14 protein-coding genes are annotated in these 19,051 nt (G+C 53.2%); 12 read left to right on the top strand and 2 right to left on the bottom strand.

The genetic code is table 11. The features are described 5' to 3' along the window. Positions 1–656: 656 nt before the first annotated feature. The 7 genes from KTQ90_RS00930 (at position 657) to rsgA (ending at position 11,445) form a co-directional block, all read left to right on the top strand. A complete protein-coding gene (locus tag KTQ90_RS00930) occupies positions 657–1,154 on the top strand; it encodes a T9SS type A sorting domain-containing protein (protein ID WP_217316865.1) in 498 nt (165 codons plus the stop codon). Beyond that, the gene (locus KTQ90_RS00935; RefSeq protein ID WP_217316866.1) at positions 1,151–2,962 is read left to right on the top strand and encodes a T9SS type A sorting domain-containing protein; all 1,812 of its coding nucleotides are present in this window, start codon (positions 1,151–1,153) and stop codon (positions 2,960–2,962) included. Before KTQ90_RS00930 ends, KTQ90_RS00935 begins: the two co-directional genes overlap by 4 nt. Further along, the gene (locus KTQ90_RS00940) at positions 2,959–4,368 is read left to right on the top strand and encodes a hypothetical protein (RefSeq protein WP_217316867.1); all 1,410 of its coding nucleotides are present in this window, start codon (positions 2,959–2,961) and stop codon (positions 4,366–4,368) included. Before KTQ90_RS00935 ends, KTQ90_RS00940 begins: the two co-directional genes overlap by 4 nt. Positions 4,369–4,465: 97 nt before the next feature. Continuing rightward, positions 4,466–6,616 carry a S8 family peptidase gene (locus tag KTQ90_RS00945; RefSeq protein ID WP_217316868.1) on the top strand — a complete coding sequence of 717 codons (2,151 nt, stop codon included), beginning with the start codon at positions 4,466–4,468 and terminating at the stop codon, positions 6,614–6,616. A 163-nt stretch (positions 6,617–6,779) separates the two neighbouring features. Continuing rightward, positions 6,780–9,863 carry a CARDB domain-containing protein gene (locus KTQ90_RS00950; protein ID WP_217316869.1) on the top strand — a complete coding sequence of 1,028 codons (3,084 nt, stop codon included), beginning with the start codon at positions 6,780–6,782 and terminating at the stop codon, positions 9,861–9,863. 88 nt (positions 9,864–9,951) lie between these two features. Next, entirely contained in the window at positions 9,952–10,512 is a 561-nt protein-coding gene (gene frr, locus KTQ90_RS00955; RefSeq protein ID WP_022158933.1) for a ribosome recycling factor, read from the top strand. Continuing rightward, positions 10,513–11,445: a ribosome small subunit-dependent GTPase A gene (gene rsgA, locus KTQ90_RS00960; protein WP_217316870.1), complete on the top strand. Its 933-nt coding sequence runs from the start codon at positions 10,513–10,515 to the stop codon at positions 11,443–11,445. 348 nt (positions 11,446–11,793) lie between these two features. Here the strand turns inward: rsgA and KTQ90_RS00965 are convergent, their stop codons facing one another. Beyond that, on the bottom strand, positions 11,794–12,177 hold the full coding sequence (locus KTQ90_RS00965; RefSeq protein ID WP_217316871.1) for a hypothetical protein: 384 nt from the start codon (positions 12,175–12,177) through the stop codon (positions 11,794–11,796). 207 nt (positions 12,178–12,384) lie between these two features. Further along, positions 12,385–14,943 (bottom strand): DUF5686 family protein, encoded by a 2,559-nt coding sequence (locus KTQ90_RS00970; RefSeq protein ID WP_217316872.1) that lies wholly within the window; start codon positions 14,941–14,943, stop codon positions 12,385–12,387. 249 nt (positions 14,944–15,192) lie between these two features. Here KTQ90_RS00970 and KTQ90_RS00975 point away from each other — a divergent pair, with 249 nt between their 5' ends. The 5 genes from KTQ90_RS00975 to KTQ90_RS00995 all read left to right on the top strand — a co-directional run bounded on the left by KTQ90_RS00975 (position 15,193) and on the right by KTQ90_RS00995 (position 19,040). Then, complete coding sequence (locus KTQ90_RS00975) at positions 15,193–15,609, top strand: GtrA family protein (RefSeq protein ID WP_217316873.1); 417 nt, start codon at positions 15,193–15,195, stop codon at positions 15,607–15,609. A gap of 123 nt (positions 15,610–15,732) precedes the next feature. Continuing rightward, positions 15,733–16,386 carry a CDP-alcohol phosphatidyltransferase family protein gene (locus KTQ90_RS00980; RefSeq protein ID WP_217316874.1) on the top strand — a complete coding sequence of 218 codons (654 nt, stop codon included), beginning with the start codon at positions 15,733–15,735 and terminating at the stop codon, positions 16,384–16,386. Between the two features lie 5 nt (positions 16,387–16,391). Beyond that, positions 16,392–17,219 carry a phosphatase PAP2 family protein gene (locus tag KTQ90_RS00985; RefSeq protein WP_217316875.1) on the top strand — a complete coding sequence of 276 codons (828 nt, stop codon included), beginning with the start codon at positions 16,392–16,394 and terminating at the stop codon, positions 17,217–17,219. Between the two features lie 70 nt (positions 17,220–17,289). Then, positions 17,290–18,363 carry a DHH family phosphoesterase gene (locus KTQ90_RS00990; protein ID WP_217316876.1) on the top strand — a complete coding sequence of 358 codons (1,074 nt, stop codon included), beginning with the start codon at positions 17,290–17,292 and terminating at the stop codon, positions 18,361–18,363. Positions 18,364–18,401: 38 nt separating this feature from the next. Further along, the gene (locus KTQ90_RS00995) at positions 18,402–19,040 is read left to right on the top strand and encodes a BamK family beta-barrel-assembly machinery protein (protein ID WP_022158925.1); all 639 of its coding nucleotides are present in this window, start codon (positions 18,402–18,404) and stop codon (positions 19,038–19,040) included. The last annotated feature ends 11 nt before the right edge of the window (positions 19,041–19,051 follow it).

The following is a 19,051-nucleotide window of genomic DNA, read 5'->3' on the forward strand; positions in this document are numbered from 1 at the left end:
AGGACTTCGGGCAGGGTTTTTATTCTCTTTGGAGTTTTAGCGGACAGCAATATAATAATACACTATTATTATCACTCCAAATTCCAGATGACCCCAAAAACAGCTTTTTAGTGTGGAATAAATAATAATGTGTATACCTGCAGCAGGTAAAAAGAGCGGTGTTCGTAGGAGGCTACGGCATTAGCTTTCCGCTACGCGCCGCTGACTTTCAGTTCCTGCCGTAGCCATTGCAAATAGCTGTAGCAATTTGTATTTCAGTAGCTGTAGCCTCCTACGATTGCATCTTTAGCTCTTCTATTTTCGCTGCAAAACCTCACGAAAAGTCATCGTCACCCGAACGGAATCCGATCGGACGGCGGACGCAATCCGATTGGACGGCGAACGCAATCTGATTGGACGGCGAACGCGAGCGGTGGAGAAAACAGAGGGTTTACGTGGTAAAAGTAGGGAAACTATCAGTTTTAAAATTAATAATTACGAATAGATAATTACTAATTCAAGCGGTTGCTATTTATAAGCAAATTGTGGCAGTTTGTTTAAAAACTTCTGTTTTGTAAGGCGGAATAAATAATAATGTGTATATTTGCAGCAGGTAAAAAGAGAGTTATAATATTATTACTTAGAAATTAAAGAGTCAAACTAAAAAAATCAAGACTATGAAAGCAAGATTATTGCAAGCGTTGCTTGCGCTGTTGCTGCTCGCGCCGACGTTGGCTGTACACGCCGACGAAGCCGACACCACGCCGCGCCAAGCACTCGTGTTGAAGTTCGTTGATGATGCCACGGCAAGCTTCTTCCTTGCCGACAAGCCGGAAGTGGGCTTTGCCGACGGAAAGCTGACGGTTACATCCAACGGCGTCGCTACCGACTACGAACAGTCGGCTGTGGCGGAGTTCTATTTCGACTACGTCGTGCCTACAGCCATTGCGGGCACAGAGGGCAATGCCTTCTCGTTCACGTACGACGACAACCGCACCGTGAAGGTGAGTGGTGCGAAGGCTGCTGAGGCTGCGCTCTACGCCGCCGACGGCACACTCGTGATGCGCAAGCGCATAGCCGACGGCACCGTTGTGCTGAACCTCGACAACTGCAAACCCGGAATTTATGTACTTACACTTGAAAACGAACAAACTTTTAAACTAATCAAACAATGAAAAAATCGTTACTTATCATCTCGTTTCTCATCTCTGCGCTCGCACTTCCTGTGGCGGCACAGCACACATTCGTTAAGAACTCGCCGCGCTTCTCTGCACCTGCCAAGGCTGACGAAGCCAAGACCATGGCTATGAGTCATGTTGTGGCGTCGTACTATACAGCCGCTTCTGAGGCTACCGGCAACTGCGACAACTATTATCTCGTGGTTTCGGACAAGACAAACGCTGTTTTTAACTCTGCCGAGGGCACCATCGTGGCTACAAACGCTAACGTGGCTGCCATCGACTTGTACGCTCCGGCGGGCACTGGCACCGAACTGCCCGAGGGAACGTTCAAGGCTGGCGAGGGCAGTCTCTATTATGATGCCGACTACTCTTACACCACAAAGTACGGATTCACCGGCAAGCCCGGCAAGGAGAACGCGCTGACGGGCGACGTGACCGTGAAGAAGGGCGCCGACAACTCGTATACCGTGACCTTCGCCGACGCCAACGGCGTGCAGTATACCTACACCGGCACGCTCAGCTTCGTAGACATGAACACCGGCACGACGGTATATCCGCAGATCCCTACCGACGTGAACACTACATTCACCGGCGGTATGGCTTACTATCACGGCAATCTGATGGAGTCGAACACGGGCAATATCTACATCAACCTCTTCGACTGCGATTTCGACCCTGAGACAGGCAACATGAAGGGCACCGGATTCAACCTTGCCATCTGCGCTTTCAACCGACTCTTCGGCGACCCGAAGCAGGCCACGATCATCCCCGGCACATACACCGTAGCTCGCAACTTCAAGAGCGAGACCTACTTCCCGGGTATGGAGATAGACTATAACGGAATGACCATACTCATGGGTACATACATCAAGCGCCGCAAGACCGTGACCGGCTCTGATTCCGACTACGACTATGCTTATATCACCGACGGAACGGTAGTAATCACCGACGGCGACGAGGAAGGCACATTCAACTTCACCATCGACTGCACAACAGACCGCGGACATAAGGTGACGGGCACGGCGAAGAACATCAAGTTCAACATCGTCGACGTGTCTGACGACAAGGAGAAGTACGTAGAGTCGAACCTCGACCGCGACGTGAAGCTCAATCTCGACTACATCAAGAAGGCTCGTGTATACTTCCTCGGCAACCAGAACGGCGTGAACGTCTACACCGTCGACCTCGGCTCGCCAAGCGGCAAGGACGGCAACGAGGGCGACCTGCTCCGCATGGAGTTCCAGACCAGCGCCGGCACAGCATATCTGCCTTCAGGCACATACGAACTGATGGAGAACGACCACCTTTGGACAAACCTCTACGCGCCGTACAAGATGACACGCGGCTACTTCGACAACGTGGGCGGACGCACCGGCACACGCTACGAGCACTTCGAGAAGGGACGCTACTGTGTTGTAGACAGCTTCGCCTTCGTATACAGCGGACGCGTGGGCGTTGAGCAGCTGGCTAACGAGGAGTATAAGTTCACTATCGACCTGGCTGACGGCAAGGGCTACCAGATTCAGGGCGAATGGAGCGGACCGGTGGAACTCAACTACGACCCGTCTACAGGTCTTGGCAAGGTAGAGGGCGCTGAGGCTGAGACCGTGAAGTTTGTTGGCAACAGCACGCTTCTCGTGAGCGGCGCCGCAAAGGGCGAACGCCTCTCTGTATACACTGTAGGCGGACAGCATGTGCTCTCTGCCGACGCCACCAAATCGGTTGACGTGGCGGCTCTGCGCAGCGGCGTCTACGTTGTAAGAACAACAAATGGAGTTATAACAAAAATAGTAAAACGATGAAAAAGACCGTATTGACAATGCTGTGCCTCATGGCGATGGGCGCCAGTTACGCACAGACCACAAAGCGAATAATGACCGTTCAGCAGAAGGACGGCACAAAGGTAGAATATAAGGTGGACAACGTGGAGCGCGTGAGCTTTTCGGAGCGCACATACGCCGAACTCGACAATCAGTGGGCGCTCAACGAGAACGTGAACGACGTGAAGACCGTGCTGCTGAAGGAGACTGACGAGTATAGCTCGTTCATGCTCTATTCTGCAGAAAACGTGACGAGCGACCTTGCGCTCCAGCCCGACGTTACAGTCACGCTGCCCGCAGCGTCTGTAGGACAGGAGGTAGACCTCGCTACGCTTGCTGAGGCAGGCGGCAAGCTCGTCTGCGGCGATCGCGAGTTCAAGAAGGGTGCGCTGAAGGTGAAGTTCGACAAGTTCAAGAAGAACGTAACCGTATCTGTTGAGGCAGAAGACGGCGCCGACGACTTCCGTTGCGAGTATACAGGCACATTCAGCCGCACTTATGACGCCAGCAATACGTTCTCTGTTACCGATACGGAGCAGGCAACAACCCGCTTCTCTGTGCTTTCAGCTCTCTGCGTGCAGCCTTCTGCAACGGGCGAGCCTACCAACTTCGCTTTCGCTGACGTAGAAGTACAGGCTCCGGCTGACTTCCTTAACGCCAAAGCCGCAGTATGGTTCAGCGTTTCGGCTGCGAAACTCTACAACGGCACGGTAGACATGGCTACAGAAGCCGACAGCTACACCTTCCGCTATATCGACTATGCCACAAGAACCGTATACGACAAGGTGAAGTCGGGCTCTATTACCACCGCACAGGGCTTCGGCGGACAGACTTACGTGAGTCTTGAGGCAGTGCTCGAGGACGGCAGAACCGTGAGCCTCTCTTACTTCGGCACGTTCGCAGCTGCCGAGTCGCTCGACGAAATCATACCGTCGGTAGTGGCAGAGAACGAGTACAAGTATTATAACTCTGACGGCGAACTCTCTATCACTCGTCAGCTTGGCACATCGTACATGAAGGAATACAAGGGCAACATCACCTTCTACCTTATCCCCGAAGGCGACGGCAAGACTTCTTCAGACAGAGTGGAGGTGAAGGTAGGCAGCGACCTTATCAACGCAGGCGAGATTGATCTTGCGAACATCGGTCAGGAGAAGGTGTTCGACATCAAGTACAACGCTGGCGGCATACAGCTGCAGTCGTACGCAGCAGGTCACGGCTACGGCAACATGCCAAACAACGGCACGCTCACTGTGAGCAAGGACGAGAACGACGTGTACGAGATTCTGCTCGACGTAACCAACAAGTACACTAACAGCTATACCTCTAACGGCGGCGACAACACCCGTATCGTTGTCAACTATAAGGGTACATTTGAAAAATATTAATTAAAGATGTTGTTGTGTTGAGATGGTGAGATGGTGACAAATGCATATCTCAACACCTCAACACCTCAACATATCAACATTAAAACAATCCTAATCAATGAACAAATCAAACATCCTATTGGCATCGCTGCTCCTCGTGGGCAGCTCGGCTTTCGCACAGAAGCTTTCGCCAAGTACGAGCCTGATGCTTCAGGATATGAGTACGCAGAAAAATGTGAAATCGGCAACAGCGAAGAAGGTGGACGCCTTCATCACCGTTGCTCCGTCGAAACAGCACGCAGCCGCCGACTGCATCAGTCGACTTGAGGCGCTCGGCGTGGAAGTTCGCAACGTCGTAACCGACCGTCTGCTCACCGTGAGTCTGCCGCTTGAGGCTGTTGAGGCTGTAGCGGCACTCGACGAAGTGGAGAACGTGCAGGTAGGTACAAGTGTGCGCATGCTCCTCGACACCGCACGCAAGGAGACTGGCGTTGACGACTGCCACTCAACTACCTCCGAGCTGGGCGCATACACCGGCAAGGGCGTCGTTGTGGGCGTTGTAGACGGCGGATTCCAGTATTCGCACGTCGACTTCACCAACCCCGACGGCATCGGCACACGCATAGCACGCGTTTGGGACCAGAATGCCAACGGCGGAAAAGCACCCTCGAAGTTCGGCTACGGTAGCGAGTACGTCACCTACGACGAGATGCGCGCCGTCAACTATGACATATCTTCTACGTTCCACGGATCGCACGTGGCAGGTATCGCCGCAGGCAGCGACCGCACGACGCCTTACTACGGCGTTGCGCCCGAGTCGGAGCTGGTCTTCGTGAGCTTCGGTTCGAGCAACGTGAACATCACCGACGGCATACAGTATTGCTTCGACTATGCTGAGAGCGTAGGCAAACCCTGTGTTGTGAACATCAGTCTGGGTTCGCACCTCGGTCCGCACGACGGCACCTCGGCTTCCGACCAGGCTTTCGCTGCAATGGCAGGTCCCGGACGCATCATCGTTGGCGCTGCGGGCAACGAGGGCAGCACAGCGCTGCACGTAGGCAAAGACCTTGAGGATGGCGACACATCGCTCAAGACCATGATAGGCTTCAGCGAAAACTCTGCGAGCAAGCAGGCTTACGTGGACATCTGGGGCAGCAAGGGCGCTCCGCTTAAGGTGAAGGCTGTAGTGGTTGACGCTCTGAAGGGCAAGGTGATGTACGAGTCTCCGGCTGTGGAGACCGACGGCGAGACCGACGTGAAGTACACCTTCCCTGATGGTAGCGGCGTGGTGTCTACCGTGCAGATGGCTCTGCAGAAGAACCCGACAAACGAGCGCACGGAGGTGATGCTGATGTGTCGCGCTACAAGCATTGCTGAGAACCGCAAGATAGGAATCGTGGCTACGAGCGACGCAGGCACATCCATACACATGTGGAACAACGCAACCGAAGGCTACTTCCTCAATGGAGGCAAGCGCGGATGGACCGACGGCGACACCGACTACACCGTGGGCGAGCTTGGCGGCGTGAGCGACAACGTTATCAGCGTCGGTTCGTACAACACCAAGATGGATTACACCACGCTCGGCGGCGACGTCTACGGCATCAACACCGCTCTGGTGGGCAACAAGGGTGCTCTGTCGCTCTTCTCGAGTCACGGACCGACGCTCGACGGACGCACCAAGCCCGACGTGACGGCTCCGGGCTGTCTGCTCATCTCTGCCACATCGAGGTATTATGCAGGCTTCAGCTCGTCGACCTGTGCGGTGAAGTCGGGCGACGACTACTACGACGCCAATATGGGTACGTCGATGGCTTCGCCTGTTGTTACCGGCACCGTAGCTCTCTGGCTTCAGGCTAACCCGAACCTCTCACCGGCTGACGTGCGCGCTATTCTGAACAAGACCGCACGCCACGACAACTATACAGGCACAGCCGAGAAGTCGGACCGCAACAGCTGGGGCGCAGGTAAGATAGACGCTTTCGCAGGTCTGAAGATGGCGCTCGACGCCACAGGCATCAAGGACACGAAGGCAGGCGAACAGATGTTCAGCATCACTACCGACCGTGTGGCTCGCACCGCACAGTTCTTCTTCGGAAACGACGGCGCAGCTCGCGTGGCTGTCTACAACGCACTCGGACAGCAGGTTTGCGCCAAGCGGCTTGCTGCAAGCGGCGAGACAGTAGACCTCTCACAGCTGGGTAACGGCGTGTTCGTCGTAAAGCTGCAGCAGGGCAGCGCAGAAAAGTCTGTGAAGATTGCATTGTAATATACTATTCATAAAAGACCGGCAGATTGTTCAGTTCTGACAATCTGCCGGTCTTTTGTATAAACTTATGCTTGCGCCGATAGTTTTTTTATTTCTATACAATCATTATTCGGGATTTTTATCTAAATTTGTAGCCAAATACTTAACTCAATAACAAATGATTATGCCTACAGTCAAAACGAGAATCTTTGCACTTGGCTGTCTGTTCGCACTGGCTTCTGCACCCGTTGTGCAGGCCGTAGCCCAGAACGGACAGTACATCTACGATGTGCAGGACGGCGAGGCCGACATCTTCGGTCAGTTGCGCTACGAGAAGAATGTGAACGGAACCGGTCTGGTGAAGCTCAACACCGCCAACCCCAACGGCTACCAATGGGTGCGCGACTACGGCTATCAGGCTGGCGTGACGCCTATCACTACAGCCGGCACGTATGTAGGCAGCGAGTACTACGCCTACGAGACAACGCTATACGCCAATACGCTCATGCCACGCGCCATCAGTGTGGTGGATGTGAACACGGGCGAGTATACCGCCAAACGCGAGATTGTGAACTCGACGACCGAGGCGCCGCTCATTCTCGACGAGATGACGTACGACCCGAAGACAAACCGCATCTTCGGTCTGCACTACGACACCAGCGCCAATAAGTCGTACATCTACGAGATTGACTGCACGACGCTCGACATAGCGCTTGTGGCTACCATCGACAAGGTGCTCTTCTACACGCTCGCCGCCGACAACGGATCGCTCTACGCCGTGCGCAAGGGCGGCATGAAGAGCTATCTTAGCAAGATAGACATCAGCAGCATCAACAAGACCACAAAGACCTGCGAGTACAGCGACTTGGGCAACACCAACGTGTATCTCGGCGACTACAGTCAGACGATGGAGTTCGACAAGACGACGCATCGCCTGTGGTGGATGGCGCAGACATCAGACGGCAACGCTTATCTCGTGGAGCTTAACCCGCAGACGGGCGCACAGATAAAGAAGGAGTTCATCGACAACGAGATGCAGCTGCTCGGCATGGGCATTCCGTATCAGTACGTGGCAGACGGCGCACCGTCGTATCCGCGCGCATTCAAGGCTACAGCCGATGCAAAGGGCGCTCTCTCGGCACAGCTTTCGTGGACAACACCGAGCGTGAGCTATCTCGGCGCAAAGCTCTCGGCGCTCACAGGCACCAAGGTCTACCGCAACGACCAGCTTGTCTACACTTCTACAGAGACAACGCAGGGCAAGAGCGTAGCGTGGACCGACAAACCTTCGACCGACGGCTACTATATATATAAGGTGGTGCCGTACAACGCTGCGGGCGACGGCGTATACAAGGAGTTTGCGGCGTACGTAGGCGAGGACCTGCCGAGTGCTCCGCAGAACGTTACGCTCACCACGCACGGCGGCAATGCCGAGATAACATGGGCGGCACCCGCAGAGGGACAGCACGGCGGTTATTTCGACAACGCCAGTCTGAAGTACAACGTGGTGCGCATGCCCGACAACAAGGTGGTTGTAGAGGGCACAACATCGCTCCGTGCTACCGACGCCGTGAGCGTTCAGAAGGGCTACAGCTACATCGTGACGGCTGTGAACAAGAAGGGTGTGGGCGCTTCGGCTACATCCAAGACCTTGAGCTTCGGACCCGAGGACAGTGTGCCGTTCACTTCGCCGCTCACCACGCAGGACGATTTCGACCGTTGGGTGACTGCGGACAAGAACAACGACGGCAACACATGGACATTCTACAAGCCTACGCAGACCACTACATACGACCGCTGCGACCAGAACGCCGACGACTGGCTCTACACGCCGGCGCTGAAGTTCGAGAAGGGCAAGACATATCAGGTGCGCTACACTTACTCGTCAGCCAACTGGGTGACTCCCGACAAGCACGAGCAGGTGATGGAGCAGATGAAGGTTTGGTTCTGTGCGGAACCGATAGCCACCGGTGCGGCGAAACTCATCAAGGAAACGGGCGAGTTCCACACAGCTTCGAACATCTTCCTCTACGGCAAGGACAACTTCCTGACAGAAACAACCGGTTCGGCACGCATCGCTTTCCAGGCGTGCAGCGAGGCTAACCACGGACAGATATATCTGAAGGACGTCTCTATACGCGAGTACAGCACGAAGGACCTCAGTGTGCAGGCACTCACCGGCTCGCAGCTCGTGAACAGTCAGAGTCAGCAGACCTTCACCGTCGATGTGCGCAACGAAGGCTCGGCTACGGTGAGCGATTACCGCGTGCTGCTGCTCAACGCCGACAACAACGAGGTGCTCGGCGAGGCTAAGGGCAAGGCAGTAGCCAAGGACGAGACCGTAGAAGTGGCAGTCAACTGGGTGCCGGGAGCAGAAGGCACTATAAAGGTTGTGGCAAAGGTGGAGCTTGCGGGCGACACATATCCGGCAGACAACGTGCTGGCTACACCGCTGGAGGTGAAGATATCGGCAGCCGACGCCGACAAGTGGCTCACGCTCAACACGGACAACAGCTGGGGATGGCGCTTCCCGTTCTTCATGCTCGACCCATACTCGCAGTGTCAGGCGCTCTTCCTCGAAAAAGAGATGCAGAAGAAGGGCATCGAGATTACCGGCATGCGCTTCCTCTACAACGGCAAGAACGCTGAGGCTTACACCTTCCCGGCACGCATCGGCATCAAGAATACAACCCGCACCGATATGCTCGACGAGGACGGCGGCGATGCATTGTTCGACGAGGGCGGATTCACAACCGTGTTCGACGGCAACATCACAATACAGGGCAATGCCAACGACCTGGAACTGGTCGTTAACCTCGACAAGCCGTACAAATACGAGGGCGGCAACGTGATTATGAAGTTCGAGTGTCCGCTCGGCACACAGTATATCAAGGACAGTACGAAGCATCCCGACTGGCACATGATGGAGATGGACGGCAATCCGCACATCGCCTACTGCAGTGGTGAGGACGACGGCGAGAACGTGTGGGGCGAACTGCTCATGCCGTTCATCAGCATCGCTTATAAGGACAACGGCGCTGCGGGCATCTTCGCTATCGGCGGCGACAAGACCGGCGTAACACGCTCTGGCGACTCGCTGCTCTTCGACGAATGCGCCGACGAGGCTCGTCTCTACAGCGCTACCGGCGCACTCGTGGCAAGCGCACAGCGTGCGAACGCACTCAGCGTGGCTGGGCTTGCAAAGGGCATCTACGTGCTCAATCTGGTGAAGGAGGGCAAGGTGCAGAGCCTTAAAGTGATTATTTAGAAGTTGAAAGTGGTGTTTTATCAACTATTTTCATTAAATTTGCAAATTGAATAACTAAAACAGTTCGGAAACAAACAATAAAACAATTATGATAGACGTAAAAGAAACATTGAACGGCGCTGAAGAGCGCATGGAGATGGCTGCTATGTATCTGGAAGAGCAGTTGGCACGCATCCGTGCCGGCCGCGCCAACGTAGCAATCCTCGACGGTGTACGCGTAAGCTCATGGGGCTCTATGGTGCCATTGAACCAGGTGGCTAACGTTACAGTGCCCGATCCGCGTACTATCGCTATCCGTCCTTTCGACAAGAAGCAGATCCGCGACATTGAGAAGGCAATCATGGACAGCGATGTAGGTATCACTCCTGAGAACAACGGCGAGATTATCCGCCTCGGCATCCCACAGCCTACTGAGGAGCGCCGTAAGGAACTCGTAAAGCAGTGCAACAAGATTGGCGAGCGCTCTAAGGTGGAGATTCGCAACGCACGTCAGGACACAAAGGACAAGCTGAAGAAGGCTATCAAGGACGGTCTGTCTGAAGACCTCGAGAAGGACGCTGAGGGCGAGCTCCAGAAGGTTCACGACAAGTTCGTGAAGAAGGTTGACGACTTGCTCGCTGCTAAGCAGAAGGAAATCATGACTGTGTAGATGCACGGATTAGTAATAAAGAATACAGGTAGCTGGTACACCGTACGTACTGATGAAGGTCTTGACGTAGACTGCAAGATAAAGGGCAACTTCCGCTTGAAAGGCATACGCAGCACCAATCCGGTGGCTGTGGGCGACATCGTAGACATAGTGCGCAATCAGGAAGGAACGGCGTTCATCACCGCCATTCACGACCGCCGCAACTATATCATACGCAAGTCGCAGAACCTGAGCAAGCAGAGCCATATCATCGCTGCCAACGTCGACCAGGCTTTCCTAATCGTTACGGTGAACTATCCGCAGACAAGCACCATCTTCATCGACCGCTTCCTCGCTACGGCTGAGGCTTACAGCGTGCCGACGGTGCTGGTGTTCAACAAGACCGACATACTCTCCGACGAGGAGCGCCATTATCAGGAGATGATGATGCGTCTGTACGAGACGGTAGGGTATAAGTGCGTGGCTGTATCGGCTACAACGGGATTGGGCATGGACGCCATTCTGCCTATGCTGAAGGACAAGAAGACGCTGCTGAGCGGCAATAGCGGCGTAGGCAAATCGACATTCATCAACCACATCCTGCCGGGAGCCAACCTGCGCACGTCTGAAATCAGCGATGCGCACAACACGGGTATGCACACCACTACGTTCTCGGAGATGCTCGAGCTGCCCGATGGCGGCTACCTCATCGACACTCCGGGCATTAAGGGCTTCGGCACGTTCGATATGGAGCCCGAAGAGCTCACAAGCTATTTCAAGGATATATTCCACTTCTCGAAAGAATGTCGCTTCAACAACTGCACGCATACGCACGAACCGGGCTGCGCTGTGCTGAAGGCTGTAGAGGAGCATTACATAGCAGCTTCGCGCTATCAGAGCTATCTCTCGATGCTCGAGGATAAGGACGAGAACAAGTATCGCGAAGCTTATTAAAGCTGGGAGCGAGTTCCGCGAGGCATAGCTGGGAAAAACAATGCACATAAATAAAGAGGAGAGTGTGTCAAGCCTAAACGTTGACACACTCTCCTCTTTGTCTTTATTAGAATGATAGCTATGTTGTTATTAGAATGATAACTATATCTTTATTCGAACAGTAGTGATATTGTTATCTGAACAATTAGACTTTATCACAACCATGTCAACGTTTAGTCATCGTGTACCGAACGCAACCCGATTGGATTGCGAACGCGACCGATGCGGACGGCGTTCGGAATCCGATCGGATTGCGTCCGCAGTACACCGACTAAGTATATAGTTTTACGGTGGACGGCAATGAAAAGATTACTTGTCAATCTTTGCTATCTCTTGCGCTTCCCAGTCTTCCCACTGCTTCATGGCTTCCTTCCAGTCGGTCTGTTCGCCTGCAGCAACGGCTTCCTGCTGACGCTGCGCCTCGTCGCGCTCACGGTCGCGCTGACGCTTCGCCTTCATGTCGGCGATGGTGCGGTCGTCGAGAATCACGATAGCTCCGCGCTGGCGTGCGTCGAGCAGCTCCTTAAGTCCGAACGCCTTGCCCGGCTCGTTAAAGTCGGAGATGTTGAACTCGTAACCCACGCGCAACTGGTGGCGTATCTCCTTCTGTTTTGCGCGGTTTGCCGAGCCTTTCAGACTTAAGAGGCGCGCTATTGCGTCAAATTCGCTTTGCGAGTATTTGTTCCTTCCCATGTTTATGTTATGTTTCTATTTGTTAAAAAACCAACTTTTTAGCTTAAAAAACTTGGCGCGTTCGTCGGAAAGCTATATATTTGCGATATCATTTTAGAGATTTCGTCTATTACGAAATCGATTCATTGAGGTTGGCAGCATCCTGCGCCAACCTCTTTTGTTTTTTCTAAACCCTGTATGGTCGGTAGCGATGCCCACCTCCCCATTTTAGAAGGTGAGCATGAATCCGAAGCGTATGCCGTTCTTCTTGATGCCCGGTCCGTTGTAGTTCATGCGGCGGACGTAGTCGATGGCGAGCAGCTTGAAGATGTTGTGTACACCGACAGTTATCTCCCAATACGGCTCGTTGTTTCTGAATTCGCGCGCATCCTTCGGGAACTGGAAGAGCATTGCGTCGTTCTGGTTGCGGTCGAGCAGCGGATTGTTCTTGTCGGTGAGTGCGCCCCACATGCCCTTCACCGAGATATACTCGCGCCACTTCAGCTTCTTGATAAGCGGAATGCGGTTGAGCAGCTTGCCGTTCATGTCCCATGCTACTGATGCGAAAGCGTAGCGGTCGGTGAGGAACTCCATGTTCTTCATCATCGAGAACGTACCCTCCCACTCAAGGAACGTGATGTTGACGGGCGGCATGATGAGCAGCGGGAACGGAACCTTGTTCCACTGTACGCCTCCGTCCAAGTGCGTATCGACATAGCCCCACGAACCGAGCCAGAAGCGCTTGTATATCTTAGCCTCTGTGAAGTTGAGGTTGTACTGTCCGCCCAACACGTTCTTCACGCCCGTAGTGTGGCTGAGCGAGAACTCAGGCGCATCGAGGTTCACCGGCCAGCGGTGTTGCTTGGTGTTGATGAAAGTCTGTCCCGGGCAGTAGCGCAGCATGAGCTGTGCCTCCGTAGTGCGTATCTTTCGCACGTACTCATTGCCGTCGGGAGCAGGGTTGAGCGTTGCGCCAGGCATCTTGATGAACGCAAGGTCGCCGGTTGGCTCGTTGCTCTCCGCCTTCAGCGACGTGTGGAACGAGAGTCCCCAGTCGGTCTCGTACACGAACGAGAGCTTCTGACGGTTGTAGAAGTACATCTGGTCAACCTTCTGCGTGCGGAACGACATGAACATGTTGTCCTTGTTATGTATAAGGAACTTGTCGGCAGGCGACATTACGTCGTAACCTGTCTCGAAGATGATGTTGCGCTGCGGGAACTCGAACGGCACATTCTTCTTTGCGTTGAGCGAGTAGGTGAACTCGCTGCCGTAGTAGTGGTTCTTCGACTTGGTTCCGTAGGCGTAGTAGCCGTTCCAGAAGAAGTGATTGCAGAGATTAGCCGTGGTACGACCGCTCAAGCGGAAGCGCCAGTTGTCGACAAAGTTGTTAGAGATGATGGTCGTAACCGGTCCGATGTCGAACTTCGACTTGGTGCGCATTGAGCCAGTCTCTACGAAGTTCTCGGCGAAGGCGCGCAGACCGAAGAGAATCCACTTGAAGTTCTTCGACTGTTCTATGCGATGTATGAACGCCTTCATCGACGACTCGCCGTGCGACAGCTCCACCGTGCGGTACTTTGCCCAGAAGTCGTCGTCGCGTATCATCGCGTCAGCCTCGTGCATGGTTTTCGCCTTGCCGCGGAACAGCTTTGAAGGCAGTTCGTCGAAGGCATAGTCGTTGTATCGTGTCGCCTTTGTTACGAGCATCTCGGCGCCCAACAGCTTCAGTTCGGCAGCCATGTCGTCGGCAGAAAGCGCCCACTCGCCGTTCGGCAGCTTGGTATACTCCTGCGTAATCTTCATGTCGTGTACGAAGTTCACGTCCGACTTCTTAGGCAGAGTGAACGAGCAGCGCTTCACGTGCAGCGACGAGTCGGCAAGCACGTATAGTTCGCCACGGAAACCGAAGTCCTGCTGATTGTTCGGAATAAATTCGAGGTGATAGCAGAGGTCGCGGTCTACGTACACCGTGTCCTGGATGTAGAAACGGTAGAACGCTATGGCAGTCTCGCCGATAGGCGATGTGAACTGATACTGCAACAGGCGCATGTGGTCGTCGTATATGTCCACGTCGGTGAACACCTCGCGCAGCATAGTGTTGAGAATCTCGCCGGTCTGCAGCACGTTGTTCACGCCCTCCGAGCGCTGACCCTTGATGATGTCCTTCTCCACCTTCGGGTCTTTGCGGTAGATATGCTGCGTAACCGTCTCGTCAACGCTCACCGGCAGAATGAGTTTGCCGTTGTATGGCGAGGTCTCAATCTGGTCTTTCACGTAGGCACGCTTCTTGAAGAACTTGCTCGAGTCGAGATCTGCAGGCTTTATGTCGTTCAGCGAGAACGTAATCTTCTGATACTTGTTGTACTGATAGTAGTCGTAGTTCTCGAGATGGCTGCGCTTCTTCGCGGCGATGACACGCTTCATGAGCTCCACCGCCGGATTGTTCTTGCGTGAATAGTGTTCGCGTTTCTGCTTGATGACCACTTCGCCGAGGTTGTGTGCGTCCTCCTTCAGCACAATCTTAAGGTGAGAAGGAGTCTTCGGACCCACCTTTATGGTCTGAGGCTGAAAACCTACCGAACTGAACGTAAGCTCCCAACCATTATGGCGCGCAATCTTGAACTTTCCGTCCAAATCGCTCGCCTCTGCCACATGATGTCCCTTATAGATGGCGCTTGCCAATGGTATCGGATAACCATCGGTATCATAAATTTCACCAGTAATCTGAGCTTTGACCGAAACGACCAAAGCTAATAAAAGCGTAATACTAAAAAACCTCTTCACCTTACTAATTGTATATATTTATCCTATTGTTCCTAAAAAATGGACATAAACGCCACTATATAAAGCATTTATAACCCTATTGCCGTTTCATTTTGCAAAGTTATACATAATTATTAAAAAAGACAAGAAAACTTTTTGCCTTTTAATATTTTTCTACTAATTTTGCACACCATTGTGTTTCTACGCAACACTTGCACGATATTTACACATTAATAATATATATAATTACATAACTTAGTACACTCTCCGATGAACAACGTAAAAGAAAAAGCAATCATGTTCGGCAAAGCTCAATGCTCGGCATGGGTGGCATCGGCGGTGGACTTCGGCATTACGCTCATACTCACCAGTCTTGTGGACGTATGGTACGGCTACTCCACGTTCATCGGTGCGGTGTGCGGCGGACTCACCAACTGCGGCATCAACTATCGTTGGGTGTTCCATACGTTCGGCATGAAGAAGAAGTATGTGGCGCTGCGATACACCTTCGTATGGGTAGGCAGCATCGTGCTCAACACCGCCGGCACATGGCAACTGACCGAGCTGAGCGGAGCAAACTACATGATATCGAAAACCATTGTGGCTGCATTCGTGGCTGTGTTCTGGAACTATCATCTACAACGCACATTCGTGTTCCGCGCCAACCGTAGCAACCAGCAGGCATAAGTCGCAGGCTACTTGCTGTATCGTACGGTAGTCCATCCGTATCGTACGCTTGCTCATGCGTAGGAATATCGTAACAGTATAGGAAAAGAAATAACAAACATACAAAACGTAAAATAAAAGAATATGAATTACAGGGATTTCTTGCAAAAGGTTATCTATGCTATCATCAATCCTTTCATTAAAGGCATGATAAAGATCGGCATTACTCCCAACTTCATCACCACAACCGGCTTCGTGCTCAACCTCGTAGCGACAGCAATGTTCATCTATGCCGCCGAGCTTGCAGATACAGAGGCTTACGCATGGATAGGATGGGCTGGCGGCGTCATTCTCTTTGCCGGTCTGTTCGACATGATGGACGGACGCCTTGCTCGTATGGGCGGCATGTCGTCTACGTTCGGCGCCCTTTGGGACTCAACCCTCGACCGCTACAGCGAGCTTTGCACGCTCTTCGGCATCTGCTACTATCTGCTTATGCAGCAGAACGACTGGCAGTGGGCTGGTGTCGTTACATTCGCGGCTATGGTTGGCTCGGTAATGGTGAGCTACGTTCGTGCTCGTGCCGAGGGCTTGGACATAGAGTGTAAGGTAGGCCTTATGCAGCGCCCCGAACGAGTTGTTGTTACAGCCGTTGGAGCCATCTTCTGCGGCGTTTGCGCCAATGTCTGGGTGCTCGTTGTGCCGATGATCATCATCGCCGTACTCGCCAATATCACCGCTTTCTGGCGCGTCATCCACTGCTACAAGGTGCTTACAGAGAAGGATAACAACAAATAACAGCAATGTTCAGTATAAAGCTAATAATAATTTGGGCAATACTCGTTGCCGTCAAGCCCACGCGCAAGTTCGCCTTGGCGCTCACGCCCTGGCTTGTCTTCGCGTGCAGCTACGACGGTATGCGCCTTTTGCCCAACTACGAGGTGAACCCCATCGACACACGCGGTATATACGAAGCCGAGAAGTCGCTGTTTGGTATTGGAACAGCCGCCGGCACACTCATCCCCGGCGAGTGGTTCAACCTGCACAACTGTGCCTTCGCCGACTTTATGGCAGGCTTCTTCTATCTGTGCTGGGTGCCCGTGCCGTTAGGTTTCGCCATATATCTCTATCTGAAAGGCAAGCGCGAGATGTATCTTCGCTTCTCACTCGCCTTCCTGTTCGTCAATCTTGTAGGTTTTGTGGGCTACTACATCCATCCCGCCGCCCCGCCATGGTATGTCATTGAGCATGGATTCACACCTGTACTCAACACGCCTGGCAGCGTAGCCGGATTAGGACGCTTCGACTCGCTCGTAGGTGCGCCGGTGTTCCATTCCATCTACTGCAACAACTCGAATGTGTTCGCCGCAGTGCCGTCGCTGCACGCTGCTTATATGCTTGTAGCTACCATCTACGCCATAATAAGCCGTCAGAGCAAGCTCTGCATCGCTATCTTCGCATTCATCTGCATGGGCATCTGGTGGACAGCGGTATATTCTACACACCACTACATCATCGACGTGCTGCTGGGCATACTCACCACTATTGTGGCGCTGCTCATACTCGAACGCCTGCTGCTTCGCGCCGAATGGGCGAAGCGCTTTATGGCGCAATATGCAAAAAACATTTAATTAGAACTAATGTAAGACTTTATTTATGTTCATATCCACGAATTTTTAATACCTTTGCATCTAAATGGATATGAACATAAATATACTATCGGACTCAGAGGTGCAGACTCTGAACGAAATAATAGAAAACGCACAGAACATCGTGATTTGCTGCCACAAGTCGCCCGACGGTGATGCACTTGGTTCATCGCTCGGCTGGGCTAACTTTCTGACGGTTTGCGGCAAATCGCCAACAATCGTTGTGCCCGACGCCTATCCCGACTTCTTGCAGTGGATGCCGGGCGCCAACGCCATCGTGCGTTACGACAAACATACCGAACAAGCCACAACTTTATTGCAGAATGCCGACCTCGTGTTCTGTCTCGACTTCAACGGCAGCGACCGTGTAGACGAGATGAAGGACGCGCTCGAGGCTTCGCCTGCCAAGAAGGTGATGATAGACCACCATCTCGACCCGAAGATGCAGACCGTTCTTACGGTGTCGCATCCTAATATGTCGAGCACATCGGAGCTTGTGTTCCGCATCATCTGGCAGTTGGGCAAGTTCGATGATATGCCGAAAGAGTGCGCCGTCAATATCTATTGCGGCATGATGACCGATACGGGCGGCTTTACGTACAACTCTACGCAGCCCGAGATATTCTTCATCATCAGTCAGCTGCTCACCAAAGGCATCGACAAAGACCGCATCTACCGCAACGTGTTCAACAACTTCAGCCATTGGGCTATACGTCTGCGCGGCTATCTGATGAGCCAAAAGCTCAACGTGTTCTCCGACCTCCACGCTTCTTACTTCACCATCTCGCGCCGCGACATGCGCGAATACCATTTCATAAAGGGCGACGCCGAAGGACTCGTCAACGAACCGCTGCGCATCAAGGGCATGAAGCTCTCAGTATCGCTGCGCGAGGACGACCGTCGCGACAATCTTATATGGGTGAGCCTGCGCTCTGTGGGCAATTTCCCATGCAACAAGATGGCTGAGGACTTCTTCAACGGAGGCGGACATCTCAACGCGAGCGGCGGACGACTCAACTGTTCGCTTGCTGAGGCAGAGAAGATTGTGAGAGAGGCTTTCGCCTACTACGAAGGAGCGCTCACCGGATGGGGACCGCTGCCTAAAAGCAGAAAAGAGAACGTGTAAACAAAACGACAATAACATAAAATAAACAGAATAGAAGAATGAAGAAACTCAATCTTATCATCATGACACTGGTGGCTGTAATGGCTCTTGCTGCGTGCAACGACGGCGTTACCTACGCCGATCTGAAGAAAAAGGAGCGCAACGCTATCAACAGATACATCACAAGCCACAAGATACAGAAAATCACTGAGGCTGAATTTGAGAAGAAAGGCTTTGTTACCGACACTACCAAGAACGAATATGTACTCTTCGAGAGCACCGGCGTATACATGCAGATTGTGCGCAAGGGCGGCGGCGAGAAGCTCAAGGACGGCGAGACGGCTACCGTGCTCTGCCGCTTCAAGGAGTACAACATCCTCGAAGGCGACTCTGCGCTTCAGCTCACCAACATCACTCAGTACAGCTGGCAGGTAGACAAGATGAGCGTGAAGAACACATCGGGCACCTTCACCGGTTCGTTCATCAGTGGCGAGAGTCTCATGTACAGCAAGTACAGCACGCAGGCTGTGCCGTCGGGCTGGCTCGTTCCGCTCACGTATATCAATCTCGGACGCATTCCGAAGGGCGAGGAGACAGCGCTCGTACGCCTCATCGTTCCACACACACAGGGACAGAGCGACGCTTCGTCGAACGTTTACCCCTGCCTCTACGAACTCTCGCTTGAGCGTGGCAGATAGTCTGATAGCAT

The organism is Leyella stercorea (genome assembly GCF_019052365.1).
In the GTDB taxonomy this organism is placed as follows: domain Bacteria; phylum Bacteroidota; class Bacteroidia; order Bacteroidales; family Bacteroidaceae; genus Prevotella.